At 71.3% G+C, this 20,187-nt stretch carries 20 protein-coding genes and 1 pseudogene; 15 read left to right on the forward strand and 6 right to left on the reverse strand.

What is annotated here, in order from left to right; all coding sequences use genetic code 11:
• Positions 1-211 precede the first annotated feature (211 nt).
• On the forward strand, positions 212-1,243 hold the full coding sequence (locus tag OHT57_RS26400; protein ID WP_328748985.1) for a helix-turn-helix transcriptional regulator: 1,032 nt from the start codon (positions 212-214) through the stop codon (positions 1,241-1,243).
• Here OHT57_RS26400 and OHT57_RS26405 read toward each other — a convergent pair.
• Together OHT57_RS26405 and OHT57_RS26410 are read right to left on the reverse strand one after the other, a co-directional pair.
• The gene (locus OHT57_RS26405; protein WP_328748986.1) at positions 1,206-2,195 is read right to left on the reverse strand and encodes a helix-turn-helix transcriptional regulator; all 990 of its coding nucleotides are present in this window, start codon (positions 2,193-2,195) and stop codon (positions 1,206-1,208) included. The two genes, OHT57_RS26400 and OHT57_RS26405, sit on opposite strands and share 38 nt — an antisense overlap.
• A gap of 281 nt (positions 2,196-2,476) precedes the next feature.
• A complete protein-coding gene (locus tag OHT57_RS26410; protein ID WP_443053488.1) occupies positions 2,477-3,517 on the reverse strand; it encodes a helix-turn-helix transcriptional regulator in 1,041 nt (346 codons plus the stop codon).
• A gap of 104 nt (positions 3,518-3,621) precedes the next feature.
• Between OHT57_RS26410 and OHT57_RS26415 the strand changes: the two genes are divergently transcribed.
• Together OHT57_RS26415 and OHT57_RS26420 are read left to right on the forward strand one after the other, a co-directional pair.
• The gene (locus tag OHT57_RS26415; protein ID WP_328753541.1) at positions 3,622-3,807 is read left to right on the forward strand and encodes a hypothetical protein; all 186 of its coding nucleotides are present in this window, start codon (positions 3,622-3,624) and stop codon (positions 3,805-3,807) included.
• 1 nt (position 3,808) lies between these two features.
• Positions 3,809-4,144, forward strand: coding sequence for a hypothetical protein (locus OHT57_RS26420; RefSeq protein ID WP_328748988.1), 336 nt, complete (start codon positions 3,809-3,811; stop codon positions 4,142-4,144).
• A gap of 128 nt (positions 4,145-4,272) precedes the next feature.
• On the opposite strand, the gene OHT57_RS26425 is transcribed toward OHT57_RS26420, so the two are convergent.
• Complete coding sequence (locus tag OHT57_RS26425) at positions 4,273-4,686, reverse strand: pyridoxamine 5'-phosphate oxidase family protein (protein WP_328748989.1); 414 nt, start codon at positions 4,684-4,686, stop codon at positions 4,273-4,275.
• A gap of 117 nt (positions 4,687-4,803) precedes the next feature.
• Between OHT57_RS26425 and clpB the strand changes: the two genes are divergently transcribed.
• Positions 4,804-7,401: an ATP-dependent chaperone ClpB gene (gene clpB, locus OHT57_RS26430; RefSeq protein WP_328748990.1), complete on the forward strand. Its 2,598-nt coding sequence runs from the start codon at positions 4,804-4,806 to the stop codon at positions 7,399-7,401.
• A 76-nt stretch (positions 7,402-7,477) separates the two neighbouring features.
• Here the strand turns inward: clpB and OHT57_RS26435 are convergent, their stop codons facing one another.
• Complete coding sequence (locus OHT57_RS26435) at positions 7,478-7,963, reverse strand: hypothetical protein (RefSeq protein WP_328748991.1); 486 nt, start codon at positions 7,961-7,963, stop codon at positions 7,478-7,480.
• A gap of 139 nt (positions 7,964-8,102) precedes the next feature.
• Here OHT57_RS26435 and OHT57_RS26440 point away from each other — a divergent pair, with 139 nt between their 5' ends.
• Positions 8,103-8,636 (forward strand): YbjN domain-containing protein, encoded by a 534-nt coding sequence (locus OHT57_RS26440; RefSeq protein ID WP_328748992.1) that lies wholly within the window; start codon positions 8,103-8,105, stop codon positions 8,634-8,636.
• 15 nt (positions 8,637-8,651) lie between these two features.
• Here OHT57_RS26440 and OHT57_RS26445 read toward each other — a convergent pair whose 3' ends face one another.
• Entirely contained in the window at positions 8,652-9,842 is a 1,191-nt protein-coding gene (locus tag OHT57_RS26445; protein WP_443053489.1) for a hypothetical protein, read from the reverse strand.
• Between the two features lie 88 nt (positions 9,843-9,930).
• On the opposite strand from OHT57_RS26445, the pseudogene OHT57_RS26450 reads away from it, so the two are divergent.
• Positions 9,931-10,101: pseudogene (locus OHT57_RS26450) on the forward strand (type II toxin-antitoxin system RelE family toxin); the annotation flags it as partial.
• A 107-nt stretch (positions 10,102-10,208) separates the two neighbouring features.
• On the opposite strand, the gene OHT57_RS26455 reads toward OHT57_RS26450, so the two are convergent.
• Positions 10,209-11,402 (reverse strand): pyridoxal phosphate-dependent aminotransferase, encoded by a 1,194-nt coding sequence (locus tag OHT57_RS26455; protein ID WP_328748993.1) that lies wholly within the window; start codon positions 11,400-11,402, stop codon positions 10,209-10,211.
• Between the two features lie 129 nt (positions 11,403-11,531).
• On the opposite strand from OHT57_RS26455, the gene OHT57_RS26460 reads away from it, so the two are divergent.
• From OHT57_RS26460 to OHT57_RS26500, 9 genes are all read left to right on the forward strand, one after another.
• Complete coding sequence (locus OHT57_RS26460) at positions 11,532-11,864, forward strand: hypothetical protein (RefSeq protein WP_328748994.1); 333 nt, start codon at positions 11,532-11,534, stop codon at positions 11,862-11,864.
• 407 nt (positions 11,865-12,271) lie between these two features.
• On the forward strand, positions 12,272-12,802 hold the full coding sequence (locus OHT57_RS26465; RefSeq protein ID WP_328748995.1) for a DUF2617 family protein: 531 nt from the start codon (positions 12,272-12,274) through the stop codon (positions 12,800-12,802).
• 84 nt (positions 12,803-12,886) lie between these two features.
• The gene (locus tag OHT57_RS26470; protein WP_328748996.1) at positions 12,887-14,527 is read left to right on the forward strand and encodes a polyamine aminopropyltransferase; all 1,641 of its coding nucleotides are present in this window, start codon (positions 12,887-12,889) and stop codon (positions 14,525-14,527) included.
• A 70-nt stretch (positions 14,528-14,597) separates the two neighbouring features.
• On the forward strand, positions 14,598-15,386 hold the full coding sequence (locus tag OHT57_RS26475; RefSeq protein WP_328748997.1) for an SRPBCC domain-containing protein: 789 nt from the start codon (positions 14,598-14,600) through the stop codon (positions 15,384-15,386).
• Positions 15,387-15,457: 71 nt separating this feature from the next.
• Entirely contained in the window at positions 15,458-16,249 is a 792-nt protein-coding gene (locus tag OHT57_RS26480; protein ID WP_328748998.1) for an aldose epimerase family protein, read from the forward strand.
• A gap of 10 nt (positions 16,250-16,259) precedes the next feature.
• On the forward strand, positions 16,260-16,808 hold the full coding sequence (pyrE, locus tag OHT57_RS26485) for an orotate phosphoribosyltransferase (RefSeq protein ID WP_328749000.1): 549 nt from the start codon (positions 16,260-16,262) through the stop codon (positions 16,806-16,808).
• Between the two features lie 125 nt (positions 16,809-16,933).
• Positions 16,934-17,965, forward strand: coding sequence for a class II fructose-bisphosphate aldolase (gene fbaA, locus OHT57_RS26490; protein WP_328749002.1), 1,032 nt, complete (start codon positions 16,934-16,936; stop codon positions 17,963-17,965).
• 68 nt (positions 17,966-18,033) lie between these two features.
• Complete coding sequence (locus OHT57_RS26495) at positions 18,034-19,503, forward strand: MFS transporter (protein WP_328749003.1); 1,470 nt, start codon at positions 18,034-18,036, stop codon at positions 19,501-19,503.
• A 157-nt stretch (positions 19,504-19,660) separates the two neighbouring features.
• Positions 19,661-20,074, forward strand: coding sequence for a DUF3151 domain-containing protein (locus OHT57_RS26500; protein WP_328749004.1), 414 nt, complete (start codon positions 19,661-19,663; stop codon positions 20,072-20,074).
• Positions 20,075-20,187 lie beyond the last annotated feature (113 nt).

Consider the following 20,187-nt stretch of genomic DNA (forward strand, 5'->3'; position numbering starts at 1 on the left):
CCGTACGGGGGGCGCGGCTCGGTGCGGCCGGGCGAGGGGTGGCCGGGATGTAGTGGTGCATACCGGCAGCTTTCCGGGATCCTGGCTCCAGGAGCCGTGTTGCGGAGCCCGTCCGGGCCGCGCATAGTTGCGGAGCCCAGGGAACTTCGACGCCCCTGCGGGAAGCAGTGCAAGAGGGCGGCAGACGCTGGAACCGGGGGTGGGATGGGCAATGGCCGGGTACACGGCGGACGACCATCCACACGGCGCTGACCGGCTGTGCGAAGCCGGGGACCACGTGTACTCCCGGGCGGTACGGCGCGGCCGGGTGCCGCGCTCCGACGCCGAACCGGTGCCCTGCCTGCTGGAGCTGGCCCTGCTGCACCCGGACCCCGACGACATGGACTGGCTGGTGCCGACGGCACCGCAGGAGGTCATGACCCGGCTGCTGCGCGGGGTCTACGACGACGTCAGCGCGAGCCAGCGACGGGTCGGGGCGGTGGTCGCCGCGGTGGAGCGGTTCGCCGGGCTCGGGCCCAGTGTCGTCGCGGGCGCCGGCGAGGGCACCGCGATCCGCGTCCTGGACGGCCTCTCCCGGATCCAGGCCGCGATGGACGAGGCGACCGAGGCGTGCACGACCGAGGTCCTCACCGTGCAGCCCGGCGGCATCCGCCCCGAGCACGAGCTGACCGAGGGCCTGCACCGGGCGCTGGCGCTGCGCGGCCGGGGCGTACGCATGCGGGACCTCTACACACATGTGGCACGGCACGGCCAGGGACTGCTCAACTACCTTGAACTGATGGGCGGTTCGGTCCAGGCCCGCACCCTCGACGAGGTCATCGACCGGCTGATCCTCTTCGACCGCACGGTCGCCTTCGTCCCCGCGAACGCCGACCGCACCCTCGCGCTGGAGCTGCGGCACCCGGCGCTGGTGGAGTACCTGGTGACGGTCTTCGAGCGGCTGTGGCGCCTGGCGATCCCGCTGACGGCCCCCCTTCCCGACACCGGCATCGAGGGCATCTCCCATCGCGAACAGTCCATCGCGGCCCTGCTCGCGGAGGGCCACCAGGACGCGGTGATCGCGGAGCGCCTGGGGATAAGCGTGCGCACCTGCCGGGCCCACATCGCGCGGCTGTCGGAGACGCTGGGGGCGGCCAGCCGTACCCAGCTGGGCGTCCGGATAGCGCAGGTGGGCCTGGACCGCAGCCCGGCCTCCGTCCCCTCCGTCACGCTCCCCGGTCAAGAATCCCGGACTGCGCGATGAGGTAGCCGAGCTGGGCGCGGCTCTCGCTGCCGAGGGTGGCGGCGAGTTTGGCGATGTGGACGCGGGCGGTGCGGATGTTCATGCCGAGCCGGTCGGCGATCACGGCGTCGGTGTGGCCCTCGACGAGGAGGGCGGCGATGGCTTGTTGGCGGGGGGTGATGCCGTTGCGGGTGGGCTGGTGCACGGCCTCGGGGTGCATCGGGGTGGCCAGCCGCCACAGCCGGTCGAAGGTCGTGACGAAGAAGGTGGTCAGGGCCGGGTGGCGCACCTCCAGGGCGAGGCTGCGGTCCTTGTTGGCGGGGATGAAGGCCACGGTCCGGTCCACGATGATCAGGCGTTCCGTCACCTCGTCCAGGGACCGGGCCTCCACGTCGCCGTGCAGGCGCTCGTAGCGGGCCACGACGCTGGGCGCGTGGCGCAGGGTGTGCTGGTAGAGCGTGCGGATACGGCCGCCCCGGGCCAGCAGGTCCTGGTCGCGGTCGAACGCCTCCACATGCACGGACGGGGGCGGCTGGGCGTGTCTGTCGCTGGTGTTCGGCTGGATGGACAGCAGCTCGGAGCCGGCGGCCACGGCCTGGCCGATGACCCGGCCGATGAGGTCGATCCCGCTGAGGACGCTGATCATCGACGAGTCCTCGGCTCCCGTGCGACGGCCCTCGATCCGCATGAGGGGCTCGAACGTCTCGGCCAGCAGGGCCTCACGCCGCCGTTCCTCCGCGACACGCTCCTCCGCGATCCGCAGCATGCGGTGCAGGGCGACGACCGGGGCGACCGGTTCCAGCCGGTCCGGGTCCGTGACGGCGGGATGCAGGAGCCCGAAGTCGAGCAGGCAGGGCGCCGCGCCGGCTTCGACGCCGAGCACGTACCCCTCGCGCAGGGCGCGCGCGTACAGCTCCGTCCCTGCCGCGCACAGGTTCTCCACGCCGTGCTCCGGATGTGGCACCGGGTTCACCCGGTCACTCCCTCCCGCTCAAGGACTCCTGGTTCCGCTGTGCGGCGGCCGCCCGCCGCGGCGGCACACCCCGGCATCGCCCCCTCGTGCGGCTCAGGGCGCCGACGGACGGCTGGTCGGCGGTGGCCGAGGGGGCGGCTGCGCCCGGGCCGCAGGCGGCGTTTCCCGGCCGTGGCCCGCTCATCGCCGTCGGCCGCTCCTCGTGGCGGGGTCCGTCCGCGTCCCCGGCACCCGGCCGCCGCTTTTCGCGCGGCGCGCGGGTGCGTATGTCCAGGCCTCCCTCACGGGTGCCCGTCCCCCTGCGCCGCCGCGTGCCCCTGGTCGAGGATCCCCGACTGGGCGATGAGGAAGCCGAGCTGAGCGCGGCTGCCGCTGCCCAGGGCCGTCGCGAGCTTGGCGATGTGGGCGCGGCAGGTGCGCACGTTCATGCCCAGCCGCCGGGCGATCGCCTCGTCCACGTGCCCCTCGACGAGGAGCTTGGCAATGGAGTGCTGGATGTCGGTGATGCCGTCCGGCGCGGTCTCGTAGGGAGCGCCGGCGCTCAGCGGGACCGCCCGGCTCCACATGAACTCGAAGACCTTGGTCAGGTAGCTGACCAGTCCCGGGTGCCGGAGCTCCAGCGCGACCTGCCGGTCGTCCCGGACGGGTATGAAGGCCACGGTCTCGTCGCAGATGATGAGCCGCTCCACCAGCTCGTCGATCGTGCGGTACTCCACCTTCCCGTCGGCGAACTGTTCCATGTAGGCCAGCCGCTCGGGGCTGTACCGGGCGACGTGCTGGTACAGCGTCCGGATCCGGACGCCCCGGTCTATGAGAGTCCGGTCGCGCTCCAGCCCCTCGATGAGCCGATTGTCGGGGCGGCGGCCGCGGCTCGGCTGGACGGTGAGCACCTCGGACTGGCACTGGGACGTCGCCAGGTCGAGCGCGGCGTTGATCCGGTCGAGCCCCTCCAGAACCGTGATCGAGTGCGCCGGCGCCATCTGCTGAGCGCTGAGCGCCATGAACGGCTCGAAGGAGTCCGCGAGCTCGATCGACAGCCGTCTGCGCTCGGTGATCTCGTGTTCGAGGGGATTGAGCCGCTGAGCCAGCGCGACCGAAGGCGGAACCGGAAGCATCCAGTTCGCGTCGTCCGGGTCGGGGTGCAGCAGAGCGAACTCCAGCAGGCAGGGAATCGACTCCGCGTCCCCACGGGAGACCCGTCCTGTGCGCAGCGCGGTGGCGTAAAGACGGCCGCCTTCGTCACACAGTTCGGTCACCGCGTGGGGATGTGTCGCGTTAGTCCCATTCGATACCAAATTTCCACCCCCCAGGGTCCTGAACATGCAGGAACATGATGCACCGTTCGTGTGGCCATGATGTGCCCGAATGAGCCATCGTCTTACTCGACGGGGGAAGAGGGGACCTTCAAGTGAGGACGAAGCCGACTATGCGTAACAAAATGCTTCGCTCGGTGCTTGTCGCCGCCTTCTCTACCGTTGTGGCCTTCGGCGCACTGGCCGGCCTCTCCGGCGTGAAGGGCGACGTTCACAGAGCAGGCGGTGCCGAGGCTGCGGACACCGTGGTTGTCGGCGAAGAGGTGCAGGCATTCCCTGCTGACACCGTCTGGGACTGACATGACTACTCCACCTGACGACCGCTCCTTTCGCAGGGAGATGGCCACCGCCTACCGATCCGGCTGGCACTTCATCGATCTGGTCACCGCGATCCCCCACACCGGTGACTCGTTGATGGTGACGGTCTTCGGTGAACCGGTGGTCGTCACGCGGGACGACGACGAGGACGTGCGGGCGTACCGGTGTCTGCGGCGGCCTCGGGGGGCGCCGCAGCCTGTCCGGTGTGCCATCCGGTACGGAATGATCTTTGTGAACCTGGACCAACGAGACCATCGGCTGGTGGAACCGGAAACCCCCACCCCCCGGACCATCTCAGCCACCCCCCGCAGTGCCTGACGCGATTCCCCCGACGTAACAGATCGCGCAGGTGCTTCCCCCCGCAGCGGCGTCACCGTGACCTGAACACGGTGACGCCGCTGCAGTTTTGGGCGACATTTACCGCCATGGGGTGATCGGGTCGCGGCTCAAGGGCGCCCCATCGCCCCGGTCAGCGAGATCTCGATGACCACCCGCAACGGGTTCGGTGACGGCGTCCGCTCGTAGCGCTCGGCGTACCGCCGCTCCGCCTCCGCGACCCGCTCCGGTTCGTCACGGACGTACGCCCGCCCCTCCAGCGTCGCCCACCGCGGCCCCGCCACCTGGCACACCGCCACCGCCGCCCCGCCCTCGCCGGCCGCCAGCACGTGCCGTACCTTCGCGCTCGTCCGGCTCGCGATCACCCGGGCGAGACCGGCCTCGGGGTCGTAGGTCACCCCGACGGGTACCACGTGCGGGCCGCCGTCCGGGCGGGGTGTGGTCAGCGTGCACAGATGCCGTTCCCGCCAGAAGCTGAGGAACGGCGCGTCCGGGGCACCCGGATCCTGGGCGTAGGAGGTCATACCGGGAAGCTAGTCCCTCAGCCCTCCCGGGGATCGCCTTGAGTGGAATAGACTCAACTTTGTATACGCTGACTGAGTCAGACAGGGCGAGCCGAGACCGAGGAGGAGTACGCGAACGTGGATGCCGAGCTGACCAACCGGAGCCGGGACGCGATCAACGCGGCCAGCAACCGTGCCGTGACCGGGGGGCACGCCGATCTCACCCCCGCCCACCTGCTCCTCGCTCTGCTCCAGGGGCAGGACAACGCCAACATCACCGACCTGCTCGCCGCCGTCGACGCCGACCAGGCCGCCGTCCGCGCCGGGGCCGAGAAGGCGCTCGCCGGGCTGCCCAGCGTGACCGGCTCCACCGTCGCGCCCCCGCAGCCCAACCGCGACCTGCTCTCCGTCATCGCGGAGGCACAGGCCCGCGCCGGGGACCTGGGTGACGAGTACCTCTCCACCGAGCACCTGCTCATCGGCATCGCCGCCAAGGGCGGGCCGGCGGCGGACGTGCTGACACAGCAGGGCGTCACCGCGAAAAAGCTGGTGGACGCCTTCCAGAAGGCCCGAGGAGGGCGCAGGGTGACCACCGCCGACCCCGAGGGGCAGTACAAGGCGCTGGAGAAGTTCGGCACCGACTTCACGGCCGCCGCGCGCGAGGGCAAGCTCGACCCCGTCATCGGCCGGGACCAGGAGATCCGCCGCGTCGTGCAGGTGCTCAGCCGCCGCACGAAGAACAACCCCGTCCTCATCGGCGAGCCCGGCGTCGGCAAGACCGCCGTCGTCGAGGGGCTCGCCCAGCGGATCGTCAAGGGGGACGTGCCCGAGTCGCTCAAGGACAAGCGGCTCGTCGCGCTCGACATCGGAGCCATGATCGCGGGCGCGAAGTACCGGGGTGAGTTCGAGGAGCGGCTCAAGACCGTCCTCGCCGAGATCAAGAACTCCGACGGCCAGATCATCACCTTCATCGACGAACTGCACACCGTCGTGGGCGCCGGCGCCGGAGGCGACTCCGCCATGGACGCCGGCAACATGCTCAAGCCCATGCTCGCCCGCGGCGAACTGCGCATGGTCGGCGCCACCACCCTCGACGAGTACCGCGAGCGGGTCGAGAAGGACCCCGCCCTGGAGCGCCGCTTCCAGCAGGTCCTGGTCGCCGAGCCGACCGTCGAGGACACCATCGCCATCCTGCGCGGGCTCAAGGGACGCTACGAGGCCCACCACAAGGTCGTCATCGCCGACAGCGCGCTGGTGGCCGCGGCGGCCCTCTCCGACCGGTACATCACCTCCCGCTTCCTGCCCGACAAGGCCATCGACCTCGTCGACGAGGCGGCCTCCCGCCTCCGCATGGAGATCGACTCCTCGCCCGTCGAGATCGACGAACTCCAGCGCGGAGTCGACCGGTTGAAGATGGAGGAGCTCGCGCTGGAGAAGGAGACCGACCCCGCCTCCCGCGAACGCCTGGAGCGACTGCGCCGCGACCTCGCCGACCGGGAGGAGGAGCTGCGCGGCCTCACCGCCCGCTGGGAGAAGGAGAAGGAGTCCCTCAACCGCGTCGGTGAGCTGAAGGAGAAGCTCGACGAACTGCGCGGCACGGCCGAACGGGCTCAGCGCGACGGCGACTTCGACACCGCCAGCAAGCTGCTCTACGGCGAGATCCCCACCCTGGAACGGGACTTGGAGGAAGCCTCCCAGGCCGAGGAGGAGGCCTCCAAGGACACCATGGTCAAGGAGGAGGTCGGCCCCGACGACATCGCCGACACCGTCGCCGCCTGGACCGGCATCCCCGCGGGCCGCCTGCTGGAGGGCGAGACGCAGAAACTCCTGCGCATGGAGGACGAGTTGGGCCGTCGCCTGATCGGGCAGACGGAGGCCGTGCAGGCCGTGTCCGATGCCGTACGGCGCACCAGGGCCGGGATCGCCGACCCGGACCGTCCCACCGGATCCTTCCTCTTCCTCGGCCCCACCGGCGTAGGCAAGACCGAACTCGCCAAGGCCCTCGCCGACTTCCTCTTCGACGACGAGCGGGCGATGGTCCGCATCGACATGTCGGAGTACGGCGAGAAGCACAGCGTCTCCCGGCTCGTCGGCGCGCCTCCCGGCTATATCGGCTACGAGGAGGGCGGCCAGCTGACCGAGGCGGTGCGCAGGCGGCCGTACAGCGTGGTGCTCCTCGACGAGGTCGAGAAGGCCCACCCGGAGGTCTTCGACATTCTGCTCCAGGTGCTGGACGACGGGCGGCTGACGGACGGTCAGGGCCGTACGGTCGACTTCCGCAACGCCATCCTGGTGCTGACCTCCAACCTGGGCAGCCAGTTCCTCGTCGACCCGATCACCAGCGAGGCGGAGAAGAAGGAGCAGGTACTGGAGGTCGTGCGGGCCTCTTTCAAGCCGGAGTTCCTCAACCGGCTCGACGACCTGGTCGTCTTCTCGGCCCTCAACAAGGACGAGCTCGGCCGGATCGCCCGCCTCCAGATCGACCGGCTGGCCAAGCGCCTCGCGGAACGCCGGCTCACCCTGGAGATCAGCGAGGAGGCCCTGGCCTGGCTCGCCGACGAGGGCATGGACCCGGCCTACGGCGCCCGCCCGCTGCGGCGCCTCGTCCAGACCGCCATCGGCGACCGGCTAGCCAAGGAGATCCTGTCCGGCGAGGTCAAGGACGGCGACACGGTCCGGGTGGACACCTTCGGTGACGGCCTGATCGTGGGACCGGCCACCGGCAAGACGCTCTGAGGGGGGTTGCGACGAGGGGACGGTGACGAGTGGGGGCACCGCCCCCCTCGTCACGGCCGTCACCGCCGGTCACGGGTCACGGTGCGGACGCCACGAACCGCACATCGGACCAGTTCTTCCCGTTGTCGGTGATCTCCACCTGTACGGAGGCGCCCTGCGCGGCGGCCGGATCCGGGGTCAGGCACTGGCTGATCCCGCTGCGGCACTGATCGGCCCGCAGCGCCGTCGCGTCCGGGTAGGTGGCCGTCAGCCAGTCGCGGACCCCGTCGCGCGGCATGCGGAAGAGGACCTCGTACCGGGGTTTCTGGCCGGCCTGCTGGCTGCAGGCGGTGTCGTACGCCCCGTCCGGCAGCTGCGCCCCGCCGTAGGACAGCGCCTTCGCGCATGAGACGGACCGGAAGCCCGAGTCGACCGAGTCGTCCGTGAACAGCCAGGCGACCAGCAGCGCGATCAGCCCCGCCACCACCAGGGTCGGCACGGCCAGGATGGCCGCCAACACGCCCCATCTGGTCCTGCCCCGCACGGTCTGCTCCGCCGCCGTTCCGGTCTGGGTGTCCGTCATGTGCTCCCCGCTTCCTCGGTACCTGTTTCCGTGGCTGACCGGATCATGTCAGCCCTGGGAGGACAGGGTCGGCCGGGGCTTGCCACCCCCCTCCCCGGATGGGGGAGGATGGCGGAATCCGTACGAAGGGAAATTCACGGTGACCATCGACCCGTCCTCGATTCCGAACTTCGGGGGCCAGCCCGAGCCGCAGCAAGGACCGGCGGGCCCCGTCGTCCCGGATCAGGATCTTGTGAAGCAGCTCCTCGACCAGATGGAGCTGAAGTACGTCGTCGACGACGAGGGAGACCTCGCGGCGCCGTGGGAGCAGTTCCGTACGTATTTCATGTTCCGTGGCGAGGGTGACCAGCAGGTCTTCTCGGTGCGGACGTTCTACGACCGGCCCCACAAGATCGACGAGAAGCCTCTGCTGCTGGAGTCCATCGACGACTGGAACCGGCGCACCCTGTGGCCCAAGGTCTACAGCCACACCCACGACGACGGCACCGTCCGCCTGATCGGCGAAGCACAGATGCTGATCGGCACCGGCGTCAGCCTGGAGCACTTCGTCTCCTCGACCGTCAGCTGGGTGCGGGCCGCCATCGAGTTCGACAAGTGGCTCGTCGAGACGCTCGGCATCGAGGAGAACGTCAGCGACGCCGAACAGCCTGAGCAGCCCGAGGGCGACGAGTAGGCGGCAGGACCTGCGCTACAGGGGCGTGTGGGCGATCACGACCAGATACGCCCCGTAGGCGAACGAGAGCCCGGCCAGGGCACCGGCCACCACGGCCGCGTGCCAGGGCCGGGCTCTCGCCGTCCGCACCAGCGCCCGCGCCAGAGGCAGCAGCAGCGGGAAGGCGGGCAGCAGGAAGCGGGGCTTGGAGGCGAAGAACCCCGAGCCGCCGAGCGCGACCAGCAGGAGGACCCCGCTGTAGACCAGCAGGGGGAGCGGAGCACGGTCGGCGATCAGCAGGGCGTACAGGAGTACGGCGGCGGCGACCAGCAGTATCGCCATCGGGAAGACGAGACGGTCGCTCTGCAGCACCAGATGCCGGACGAATCCCAGCGAGCCCCGGCCGAGGTCGAAGCGGGAGCCCCACCGGCGCTGCACCTCGAAGTAGCCGCCCAGCAGGTCGCCCTTGCGATGACCGACCCACAGCACGTACCCGAGCCAGCCGAGCGGGGCGAGCGCCACGCCCGTCCACAGCCTGTGGGTAACTTTTCCGCGCCGCCTCACGATCTCGTGGGCCGCCGTGACGAGGACCGCCGCCGCGACCGCGAAGCCGTTGGGCCGGGACAGCCCGGCGAGGGCGGCGAGAGTCCCCGCCCACACCCAGCGGCCGCTCAGCACGGCGTACAACGACCAGGCGGCGAAGGCGGTCAGTACCGGTTCCGTGTACGCCAGCGACAGCACCACCGAGTGCGGCAGCAGGCCCCAGAGGAGGACCACGGCGACGGCCACGGCCCGTCCGTGCAGGCGCAGGGCCACCGCGTGGATGCCGGCGGCGGCCACCGCGGCCGCGGTCCACGACACCAGCAGGCCGGCCGCGCCACCGCTCAGCGTGGTCGTCGCCGTCACGGCCCGGACCAGAGTCGGGTACAGCGGGAAGAACGCCAGATCGTCGAAGACGAGACCCGGCCGGACGTGCACCGTACGGACGTAACCGTGTGCGGCGATCCCCAGGTACCACCGTGAGTCCCAGGACCGCCCGAGCAAGGTGAGCGGCCCGTGGCCGGTGGCCCAGGCGGTGACCGCGAGCACGGCGAGCCCGGTGAGCCGGGCGGCGGCGAAGAGGCCGAGCGCCGCCGCGAGGGGGTACCAGGGGGTGGTGCGGCCGTGGGTGCCGGGCCGCGCGAGAGTGCCGACGTGGGGGCGGGCCTGCGTGCTGGCATGGGTCACATCAGCACATTGCATAAGAAACAAGTCATAAGCGAGCATCACGCGGTGGTGTCTGCGGGACCGTGGAACTCCGGTGTCGAGTCGATGGATCGAGTTGGAGAGCGACCCGCTGGGGTTCAACACCACGGCTCTCGTCTCCCAGCCCGACCGGCGCCGTCTACGGGTGGGCGACCACCGCGTGATCTACACAATCGACAACGGCGAGCTGGTGGTGTGGGCCGTACACGTCGGGCATCGCTCCACCGTCTGCGACACCTGAGTGTTCCAGGTTCCAGGGGCCTGACTCTTCGGTCAGGCCCCCTCGGCGGCCTTCGGGACGGTCGTGCTCACAGAGGAATGCGACGACCGGTTCCTTCAGGGCAGCGGTCAGCGCGCGAAGGCCTTGCGGAGTCGGTCCGCCGCGTCCGTCAGGATCTCCGTGCGCTTGCAGAAGGCGAAGCGTACGTAGGGGGCGCCGGCGTCCTTGTGGTCGTAGAAGACCGCGTTCGGGATGGCGACGACGCCGGCTCGTTCCGGGAGGGCTCGGCAGAAGGCGAAGCCGTCGGTCTCGCCGAGGGGGCGGATGTCGGTGGTGATGAAGTACGTGCCGGCGGGCCTGAAGACCTTGAAGCCGGCCTGCGTCAGGCCGCTTGCCAGCAGGTCCCGCTTGGCCAGCATGTCGGCGCGGAACGCCTCGAAGTACGTGTCCGGGAGAGCCAGGGCCTCCGCCACCGCGTACTGGAAGGGCCCCGACGCCACGTACGTCAGGAACTGCTTCGCCGAGCGGACCGCCGAGACCAGCGCGGGTGCCGCCGTCACCCAGCCGACCTTCCAGCCCGTGAAGGAGAAGGTCTTGCCGGCGGAACCGATCGAGACCGTGCGCTCCCGCATCCCCGGGAAGGTCGCGAGGGGGAGGTGTTCGGCGTCGTCGAAGACCAGGTGCTCGTACACCTCGTCGGTGATCACCAGCAGGTCCCGCTCCACGGCCAGCTCGGCGATCGCGGTCAGCTCCTCGCGGGTGAGGACCGTGCCGGTCGGGTTGTGCGGGGTGTTGATCAGGAGGAGCCGGGTCCGGTCGGTGACGGCGGCGCGCAGCTCGTCGAGGTCGAGGCGGAACGAGCCCTCGTGCGGGCGCAGGGTCACGGGGACCCTGGTGCCGCCCGCCATCGCGATGCAGGCCGCGTAGGAGTCGTAGTACGGCTCGAACGCGACGACCTCGTCGCCGGGCTCGACCAGGGCCAGCAACGCGGCGGCGATGGCCTCCGTGGCGCCCGCCGTGACGAGGACCTCGGCGTCGGAGTCGTAGGACAGGCCGTAACGGCGCTCCTGGTGCGCGGCGACGGCCGTGCGCAGCTCCGGGACGCCCGGACCCGGCGGGTACTGGTTGCCGCGCCCGTCACGCAACGCCCGCACGGCCGCCTCCCTGATCTCCTCGGGACCGTCCGTGTCGGGAAAACCCTGGCCCAGGTTGATCGAACCGGTCCGCAGTGCCAGGGCGGACATCTCGGCGAAGATGGTCGTCCCGAACTCGGCGAGACGGCGGTTGAGCAGGGGACGCGCGCTGGAGGTCATGCCGGTCATCCTGCGCCCAAGCTCTGGAGTTCCTCAACTCTGCTTTGGCCCGTGAGACGGAAGGGCATCTCCAGCTCACGCAACCGGCGAGGCGCCCACGGGGGGTCGCTTCGGGGGACTTGGAAGGAGGGTGGCGCCATGGGTATCGGCATCATCCTGGCTCTGGCCGTGATCGCCGTTCTGACGGTGGCGGGACTCGCGGCCGCCGGCCGTAAGGCCCGCAGGCCCGTCAGGGCGAACATGCTCGGCAAGCGGCACGGCAGCAGGGGAAGCGGCAGCAGCAGCGACAGTTGGTGGGTGGCCGGGTCGGCCGGGGCCGCCTCCTCGTGCAGCACCTCCAGCGGGGACTCCGGCGGACATCACGGCGGCCACTCGCACTCCTGTGGTGGCGGGCACTCCTGCGGCGGTGGGTCGTCCTGTGGTGGCGGGTCGTCCTGCGGCGGTGGGGGCGGATGCGGGGGAGGCAGCTGACACGGGGCAGCTGAGCTCCGTCAGGGGGAACCGCATCCGCAGACGGGGGCGGGGAAAAGCGGGGGCGTGAGTCCGGACCTGGGTCGGGATCCACGCCCCCGCTTGTCGCTTTTTCACTCCGGTGCTCCCGCGCTCCGGCATACGCGCCGCCCGCCGTGGCGCGCGCCGTGGTTGAACAGTTGAGCTGGGGAGCCCACGGAGGGATGGAAACCCCACGAAGTTGGGTAAAAACGCTGTGGTGGCGTCACTGTTCATGATTCCCTCTAAATCACCAACACAGCCCCTCGGACGTCCTACGGACACCTCCTGACCTCCCGACTGGGCTGACCGGGCAGATCCCCCCACCGTCGCCCGGGCGTGCTGGAACCCCACACCACCCTTTCTTTGCGTGCTAGCGGAGCCGATCCATGCTCACGACCCTGAACACCTCGTACACCGACACGCGCGCGGCCGACCTCGCCTGGGCCCTGGGGCGCGAGCCGCTGCCCGCCCTCGCCACGCTCGACCTCGAACTCGGCCGGGCCAAGCTTCAGTTGAGACTCCTCGGCGCGTCCCACCAGGTACTCCTGGAGGAGGAGCGGGGCACCTGTTCGGAGACGGTGGCGTGCATCGCCGGCAGCAGTACCCCACTGCCGCTGGGCGTGGCCAAGCGGGTGGGCGACTGGGAGTACGAGTTCGCCGCGCGCGTGGAGGCACTGTCACCGGGCCAGTTCGCCGGGCGGGCACAGGAGTTGCTGGCGCTCGTCTGTGATCATCCGAACGGGCTGGCCGGGGTCTTCCCCGGCAGTCCGCACGCGTTCACGGCGATGCTGGCCCAGCGGTACGACGGCCAGGTGCAATGGCGGACCTGGCACGCGTATCCGCAGGACGGGCACCTGGTGGCGACCCGGACGAGGGTCGGGGCCCGGGTCACGGCGGGGGCGCCATCGGCTCGTTGAGGTAAACCAGCGGGGCGTGGTTGACCCGGAGTTCCACACGTGTGGGTGACGAATCGTGACTCTTCAGTGACGTAACGTCGCAGCGTGATCGAGCCGCACGCCCCCGCCCCTCCCGGCGCTCCGCCGTCGTGGGCCGGGCCTGCGCGGCTGCCGGTCCGCCCCAGTACGGGCCGGTTCCTCGTCCTCGCCTGTGTGTTCGTCTGCGCGGCCTGCGGACTGGTGTACGAACTCGAACTGGTCGCCCTCGCCTCGTACTTGATCGGCGACTCCGTCACCCAGGCCTCCGTCGTGCTGTCCGTCATGGTTTTCGCGATGGGCATCGGCTCACTCGCCGCCAAGGGGCTGCGCCGGCGGGCGGCGGCCGCGTTCGGCGTGCTGGAGGCGCTGCTCGCCCTGGTCGGCGGATGCAGCGCGATGGCGCTGTACGCCGTCTTCGCGTGGACCGGCGACTGGGGCGGCCTGTGGGCCAGCGGCCCGCGCTGGCTCCTGGTCGCCTTCTCCCTCGCCATCGGCCTGCTCATCGGCGCCGAGGTCCCCCTGTTGATGGAGCTGATCCAGCGCATCCGCCGCCAGGACGCGGGCGGCGCGGTGGCCGACCTGTTCGCCGCGGACTACGTCGGCGCGCTCGTCGGCGGCCTGGCCTTTCCCTTCCTGCTGCTGCCGCAGTTCGGCCAGTTGACCGGCGCGATGCTCACCGGCACGGTCAACGTGGCCGCGGGCGCCGCTCTCGTCCTCGGTCTGTTCCGCCGCGACCTGACCCGCCGCGCCCGTTGGCTGCTGGTGTGCGCCAACCTCGCCGTGCTCGGCGTCCTCGCCACCGCCGCCGTCCTCGTCGACGACTTCGAACGGGCCGCGCGGGAGGAGGTCTACGGCAACGACGTGCGCGTGGCCCTCCAGACCGGCGTCCAGGAGGTCGTCCTCACCGGCGGCACCCACGGCCGTCCCCTCGGCCTCTTCCTCGACGGCCGTCTGCGCGTCAGCGGCCGCGACGAACACCGCTACCACGAGGCACTGGTCCACCCCGCGATGAACGGCCCCCACGCGCGCGTGCTCGTCCTCGGCGGCGGCGACGGCCTCGCCGCCCGCGAGGTGCTGCGGTATCCCGGTGTACGGCGGGTCGACATCGTCGAGCTCGACCCCGCGGTGGTGGACCTGGCCCGCAGCGACCCGGCACTCTCCCGGCTCAACGGCCATGTCCTCGGCGACGCACGCGTCCATGTGACCACCGACGACGCGTTCCGCCGACTGTGGACGGCGCCGCCCGTGCCGTCGTACGACGTGGTGATCGCCGATCTCCCCGACCCCGGCATCACCGCGAGCACCAAGCTGTACTCGCAGGAGTTCTACGGCCTGGTCCGCCGCGTCCTGGCCCCCGACGGGCGTCTCGTCGTGCACGCGGGGCCGGTCTCCTCCCGCCCCCGGGCCTTCTGGACCGTGGAGGCGACGATGCGTGCGGCGGGCTTCCTCACCACCCCCTACCGGGTCCGCGGCCGGGACTCCGGCTTCGCCGCGGGCCCCGACCGCACGGCCGGCGCGTCCCGCGCCCCGGACGACTGGGGCTTCGTGCTGGCGTCGCAGTCGGCGCGCCCGGCACTCGGCCTCGATCCCCGCGAGCCGCGGCCGACGACCCTGACGGAGGAATCACTGCGGGCGGCGCGGCGGGCGGCGCAGGCGACGAGGGTCAGCGGCCTGGTGGCATCGACGTTGGTTCATCCGCGCTACTGACACCGAAGGGCGCGGTCACTTTCCACCAACGGGGGTGCGCGACCGTCGCCCCTGGGTAGGCTCGGCAACCATGGAGCATGAGGTGTTCGTTCCGGTTCCGGTCGAGCGGCTGAGGGAGGCCCTGGGAGATCCCGTCAGGGTCGCCCGGGCGGTTCCCGGGTTCCAGCAGGACGCCGGCGCGGAACCCGGCACCGGGCGCCTGAAGGTGCGGGTCGGCAGCCACTCCGTCACCTACCGGGGCGCGGTCCGCGTCCTGGGCCACGACGACGGCTCCTACGCCGTCGAGGCGGACGCCACTGAGGCCCGCGGCACCGGCTCCGTCAAACTCACTCTCACCCTCCGCCCGCGGGACGCCGACGGCGGCGCGACCCTGGCCTTCGACGCCACGGCGACGGCGGACGGCCGCGTCACGGAACTCCCCCAGGACGCGGTGGGCGCCGCGGTCGTACGCCTGCTGAACCGTTTCGCGGAGGCGCTGGCCGAGGGGGAGGAAGAGACCCCGGGGGCTTCGGGGGAGACGGAGGCTCCTGAGGCCGTGGAGACACCGGAGGCCGTAGAAACTCCCGAGCCCCTGGAGACTCCCGAGGTCGTGGAGATTCCCGAGGAACCCCCGGTGCCGCTCATCGAGGACTTCACCGAGCCGGTCGGCCCCCCGGCCGAGGCGGCCCACGCCCGGCGCACGATGATCGGCCGCAGCGCGGAAGAGGTCGACCACGCGCCCCCGAGGGGCCGCTACGCCCCCGTCCCCGCCCCCCAGACGGTGGCCTCAGGAGCGGCTCTGCGCTGGGCGGCCCCGGCGGCCGCAGTGGTGCTGGCCTCGGCGATCGTGGTGGGAAGGGCCCTGCGCAAACGCCGTTGAGCGGCACCCCCCCGCCGGCGCGGGCGCGACCAGCCCCTCCGGACCGCACGGTGACGGCATAGGGTCGTCCCGTGAGCCATGAACACATCACGCTGACCGCGGGCACCGCGGAAGTCATCGTGCAGCCGGAGAACGGCGGACGAATCGGCGGCCTGAAGGTCGACGGCACCCAACTCCTGCGCCAGGGCGACCGTTTCGGCTGCTTCCCGATGGTCCCCTGGTGCGGCCGTACCAGGGACGGCCGTTTCCGCGACGGCGCGACGGTACGTCAGATGCCCCTCAACTCCCCGCCGCACGCCATCCACGGCACGGCACGCGACGGCGCGTGGACCGTCGCCCGCAGCGGGAGCGACTCCGCGGTCCTCACGTACGACCTCGTCGACCCCTGGCCCTACCCCGGCCGTGTCACCCAGGTCGTCGCCCTCACCGAGGACACCCTGACGCTCACGATGTCCGTGGAGACGTACGACTCCTCGTTCCCGGCCCAGATCGGCTGGCACCCGTGGTTCAACCGCACCCTCGACGGCGGCGAACCCGTGCGGCTCGACTTCACCGCCGCCTGGCAGGAGGAGCGCGGCGACGACCACCTGCCCACCGGCAACCGGATCGACCCCGGGCCCAGCCCCTGGGACGACTGCTTCGGCATGCCCGGCGGCGTCGACGTCACGCTCACCTGGCCCGGCCGGCTGGAGCTGAAGGTCGCCAGCCGCGAGGAGTGGGTCGTGGTGTACGACGAGCAGGAGGCCGCCGTCTGCGTGGAGCCCCAGACCGGGCCGCCCAACGGCCTGAACACGCTCCCGCGCCTGGTCACCCCGCTGGAGCCGCTGGAAGCCGCCACCACGTGGACTTGGCGCCACCTCTAAGCTGACCGTCATGACGGACGTACGCGGCGAGCTGCTGCAGCAGATCAAGGACAAGGCCGTGGTGCACGGCAAGGTGACCCTGTCGTCGGGCCTGGAGGCCGACTACTACGTCGACCTGCGCCGCGTCACCCTCGACGGCGCGGCCGCCCCGCTGGTCGGGCAGGTGCTCCTCGACCTGACCGCGGACCTGGAGTTCGACGCGGTGGGCGGGCTGACCATGGGCGCCGACCCGGTCGCCGGCGCCATGCTGCACGCGGCCGCCGCGCGGGGTAAGCACCTGGACGCCTTCGTCGTCCGCAAGGCCGCCAAGGCACACGGCATGCAGCGGCGCGTGGAGGGCCCCGACATCGCGGGCCGCCGGGTCGTGGTCGTCGAGGACACCTCCACCACCGGGGGCTCCCCGCTCGAAGCGGTCGCGGCCGTGCGCGAGGCCGGCGCCGAGGTCGTCGCCGTCGCGACGATCGTCGACCGGGCGACCGGCGCCGCGGAGAAGATCGAGCAGGGTGCGGGAGTGCCGTACCGCTTCGCGTTCTCCAAGGACGAGCTGGGCCTGGACTGACCGCAGGATGGACCATCCGGCCGAGTCTGGAAAGATGGGGCCGACGATGATGTCGCCCCCCACAAGGTCTAGGTCAGGGCCGTAAGCACGCCGTACGCCAACCCGCACACCCAAGGAGCGGACACATGCCGATCGCAACCCCCGAGGTCTACAACGAGATGCTCGACCGGGCGAAGGCAGGCAGGTTCGCCTACCCGGCCATCAACGTGACCTCGACCCAGACCCTGCACGCTGCGCTGCGCGGCTTCGCGGAGGCCGAGAGCGACGGCATCATCCAGATCTCGACCGGCGGCGCCGAGTTCCTGGGCGGTCAGTACAGCAAGGAGATGGTCACGGGTTCCGTGGCCCTCGCCGAGTTCGCGCACATCGTCGCCCAGAAGTACCCGGTCACCGTCGCCCTGCACACCGACCACTGCCCCAAGGACAAGCTCGACGGGTACGTACGCCCGCTGATCGCCGTGTCCGAGGAGCGCGTGAAGGCCGGTGGCAACCCGCTGTTCCAGTCCCACATGTGGGACGGCTCGGCGGAGACCCTCGCCGACAACCTCTCCATCGGCCAGGAGCTCCTGGAGCGCGCCCGCGCCGCGAAGATCATCCTCGAGGTCGAGATCACCCCGACCGGCGGCGAGGAGGACGGTGTCACGCACGAGATCAACGACTCCCTGTACACGACGGTCGACGACGCGATCCGTACCGCGGAGGCGCTCGGTCTCGGTGACAAGGGCCGCTACCTGCTGGCCGCCTCCTTCGGCAACGTCCACGGTGTGTACAAGCCGGGCAACGTCGTCCTGCGCCCCGACCTGCTGAAGGAGCTGAACGACGGCGTGGCCGCCAAGTTCGGCAAGCCGGCCGGTTCCCAGCCGTTCGACTTCGTCTTCCACGGCGGCTCCGGCTCCACGGAGGAGGAGATCCGCACCGCGCTGGAGAACGGCGTCGTCAAGATGAACATCGACACCGACACGCAGTACGCCTTCACGCGTCCGGTCGCCGACCACATGTTCCGCAACTACGACGGTGTCCTGAAGGTCGACGGCGAGGTCGGCTCGAAGAAGACCTACGACCCGCGGACCTGGGGCAAGCTCGGGGAGGCCTCGATGGCCGCCCGTGTCGTGGAGGCCACGCAGAACCTGCGCTCGGCGGGTACGCGGATCAAGTAGTTCCCGCTGGTTCCCGCGTTTTCGGCGAGCCCGGTGCCACGGCACCGGGCTCGCTGTATATCTGGGGCATGCCCGATGTCCGGATCGCCTCACCGCAAGGCAAGTGGATCCTCCTCACCACCGTCCTCGGCTCCAGCATGGCCCTGCTGGACTCGACCGTCGTCAACGTCGCCCTGCCGCGCATCGGCCGTGACCTGGACGCGGACCTCGGCGCGCTGCAGTGGACGGTCAACGCGTACATGCTGACGCTGGCCGGGCTGATCCTGCTCGGCGGTTCCCTCGGGGACCGGTACGGCCGTCGCAAGGTGTTCGTGGTCGGGGTCGTCTGGTTCGCGGCGGCCTCCCTGCTGTGCGGTCTCGCCCCGAACGCCGGTGTCCTCATCGCCGCCCGGGCCCTCCAGGGGGTGGGCGGCGCCCTGCTGACGCCGGGGTCGCTGGCGTTGATCCAGTCCTCCTTCCATCCCGACGACCGGGGCCGTGCCGTGGGCCTGTGGTCCGGGTTCGGCGGCGTCGGGGCTGCGGTCGGGCCCTTCGTGGGCGGCTGGCTGGTGGACGGGCCGGGCTGGCGGTGGGTGTTCCTGCTGAACGTCCCGCTGGCGCTGCTGTGCGTGCCGATCGCCGTACGGCATGTGCCGGAGTCTGCGGACGGTCGCGCGGACCACGGGCGTTTCGACGTGCTCGGCGCGGTGCTGGGCGCGCTGGCGCTCGCGCTGGTGACGTACGCGCTGATCGAGGCCCGTTCCGGTTCCCTTCTCGTCGCGGTCACGGCGGTCGCGGGCGTGGCCGCCGGGGTGGCCTTCGTGGCGGTGGAGAAGCGGCGGCCCGATCCGTTGATGCCGCCCGCGATCTTCGCGTCCCGGCAGTTCGCGGCGGTCAACGTCGTCACGCTGTGCGTGTACGCGGCCCTCGGCGGCTTCTTCTTCCTCGCCGTGCTCCAGCTCCAGGTCGTGGTCGGCTACTCGGCGCTGCAGGCGGGTACGGCCCTGCTGCCGACGACCGTGCTGATGCTGCTGTTCTCCGCCCGCTCGGGCGCGCTGGCCGACCGGATCGGCCCCCGGATCCCGCTCACCGTCGGGCCGCTGCTGTGCGCCGCCGGGATGCTGCTGATGCTGCGGGTCGGGCCGGGGGCGTCGTATCCCGTCGACGTGGTGCCCGCGCTGCTGGTCCTCGGGGCGGGCCTGGTGACGCTGGTCGCGCCGCTGACGGCGACCGTGCTGGGGGCGGTGGACGCCTCTCGGGCGGGGCTGGCGAGTGGGATCAACAACGCGGCGGCACGGGCGGCGGGACTGATCGCGGTGGCCGCGTTGCCGCTGGTCACGGGGATGGGCGAGGAGGCGTACCGGTCGGCTTCGGCTTTCGACGACGCCTTCGGGCGGGCGATGACGGTGTGTGCGGGGGTGCTGGTGGTGGGGGCGGCGGTGGCCTTCGCGACCGTACGGCCGCTGCCGCCCGGGTGCCGACGGCCGGAGTGCCGGACGCACGGGGCGGTGATGGCGCCGCCGCTGGAGGGGGCGCCGGTGCGGAAGCGGTTGTCGTAGGGCGAGGGCGACGGCGGGTGCGACGGCGGGTGCGGGTGCGTGGGGGGCTGGTCGCGCCGTTCCCCGCGCCCCTGAGCGGGTGCGGGCGGGGGGTGTCGTAGTCGGCCCCCACCGGCCCGCGGAACAAACACTGCCGTCCGCGAGGGAAACTGGACCCATGTCGATTCACGAGAACCTTCTCGGGGGCCCGCCCCCGACCCACCTGCCCGACGACCCGGAGCCCCGTGAGCTCCTGGCGAACGGCACCGCGCCCGCGGATGTCGCCGCGAAGTACCCGACCTCCTCGCTGGCCTGGGCCCAGCTGGCCGACCAGGCGTTCGAGCGGGGCAGCGTCGTGGAGTCGTACGCCTATGCCCGCACGGGCTATCACCGCGGCCTGGACTCGCTGCGCCGCAGCGGCTGGAAGGGCCACGGGCCGGTCCCGTGGGAGCACGAGCCGAACCGCGGCTTCCTGCGTGCCCTGCACGGCCTCGCCCGGGCCGCCGGAGCCATCGGCGAGCAGGCGGAGTACGAGCGCTGCACGCAGTTCCTGAAGGACTCCTCTCCGGAGGCGGCCCAGACGCTGGGCTGACCGCCCCGGTCCTGAGGCCGTGATGTGAGGTCCGTCCGATGTGACCGGGCGGGCCTTGCGTTTTCGCGGGACCATCGAAGAGGATTTGCCGCGGGGACCGGGGCGTCCTGCCG

Source organism: Streptomyces sp. NBC_00285 (assembly GCF_036174265.1).
Lineage (GTDB): Bacteria > Actinomycetota > Actinomycetes > Streptomycetales > Streptomycetaceae > Streptomyces.

Bases quoted from the DNA above. Each gene is read 5' to 3' on its own strand.
- OHT57_RS26475 (WP_328748997.1), top strand. From the start codon at position 14,598: ATGGAGCATGAGGTGTTCGTTCCGGTTCCGGTCGAGCGGCTGAGGGAG.
- OHT57_RS26425 (WP_328748989.1), bottom strand. From the start codon at position 4,686: ATGACCTCCTACGCCCAGGATCCGGGTGCCCCGGACGCGCCGTTCCTC.
- OHT57_RS26495 (WP_328749003.1), top strand. From the start codon at position 18,034: ATGCCCGATGTCCGGATCGCCTCACCGCAAGGCAAGTGGATCCTCCTC.
- OHT57_RS26500 (WP_328749004.1), top strand. From the start codon at position 19,661: ATGTCGATTCACGAGAACCTTCTCGGGGGCCCGCCCCCGACCCACCTG.
- OHT57_RS26435 (WP_328748991.1), bottom strand. From the start codon at position 7,963: ATGACGGACACCCAGACCGGAACGGCGGCGGAGCAGACCGTGCGGGGC.
- OHT57_RS26415 (WP_328753541.1), top strand. From the start codon at position 3,622: ATGCGTAACAAAATGCTTCGCTCGGTGCTTGTCGCCGCCTTCTCTACC.
- pyrE (WP_328749000.1), top strand. From the start codon at position 16,260: ATGACGGACGTACGCGGCGAGCTGCTGCAGCAGATCAAGGACAAGGCC.
- OHT57_RS26455 (WP_328748993.1), bottom strand. From the start codon at position 11,402: ATGACCGGCATGACCTCCAGCGCGCGTCCCCTGCTCAACCGCCGTCTC.
- fbaA (WP_328749002.1), top strand. From the start codon at position 16,934: ATGCCGATCGCAACCCCCGAGGTCTACAACGAGATGCTCGACCGGGCG.
- OHT57_RS26420 (WP_328748988.1), top strand. From the start codon at position 3,809: ATGACTACTCCACCTGACGACCGCTCCTTTCGCAGGGAGATGGCCACC.
- OHT57_RS26400 (WP_328748985.1), top strand. From the start codon at position 212: ATGGCCGGGTACACGGCGGACGACCATCCACACGGCGCTGACCGGCTG.
- OHT57_RS26465 (WP_328748995.1), top strand. From the start codon at position 12,272: ATGCTCACGACCCTGAACACCTCGTACACCGACACGCGCGCGGCCGAC.
- OHT57_RS26460 (WP_328748994.1), top strand. From the start codon at position 11,532: ATGGGTATCGGCATCATCCTGGCTCTGGCCGTGATCGCCGTTCTGACG.
- OHT57_RS26410 (WP_443053488.1), bottom strand. From the start codon at position 3,517: ATGTTCAGGACCCTGGGGGGTGGAAATTTGGTATCGAATGGGACTAAC.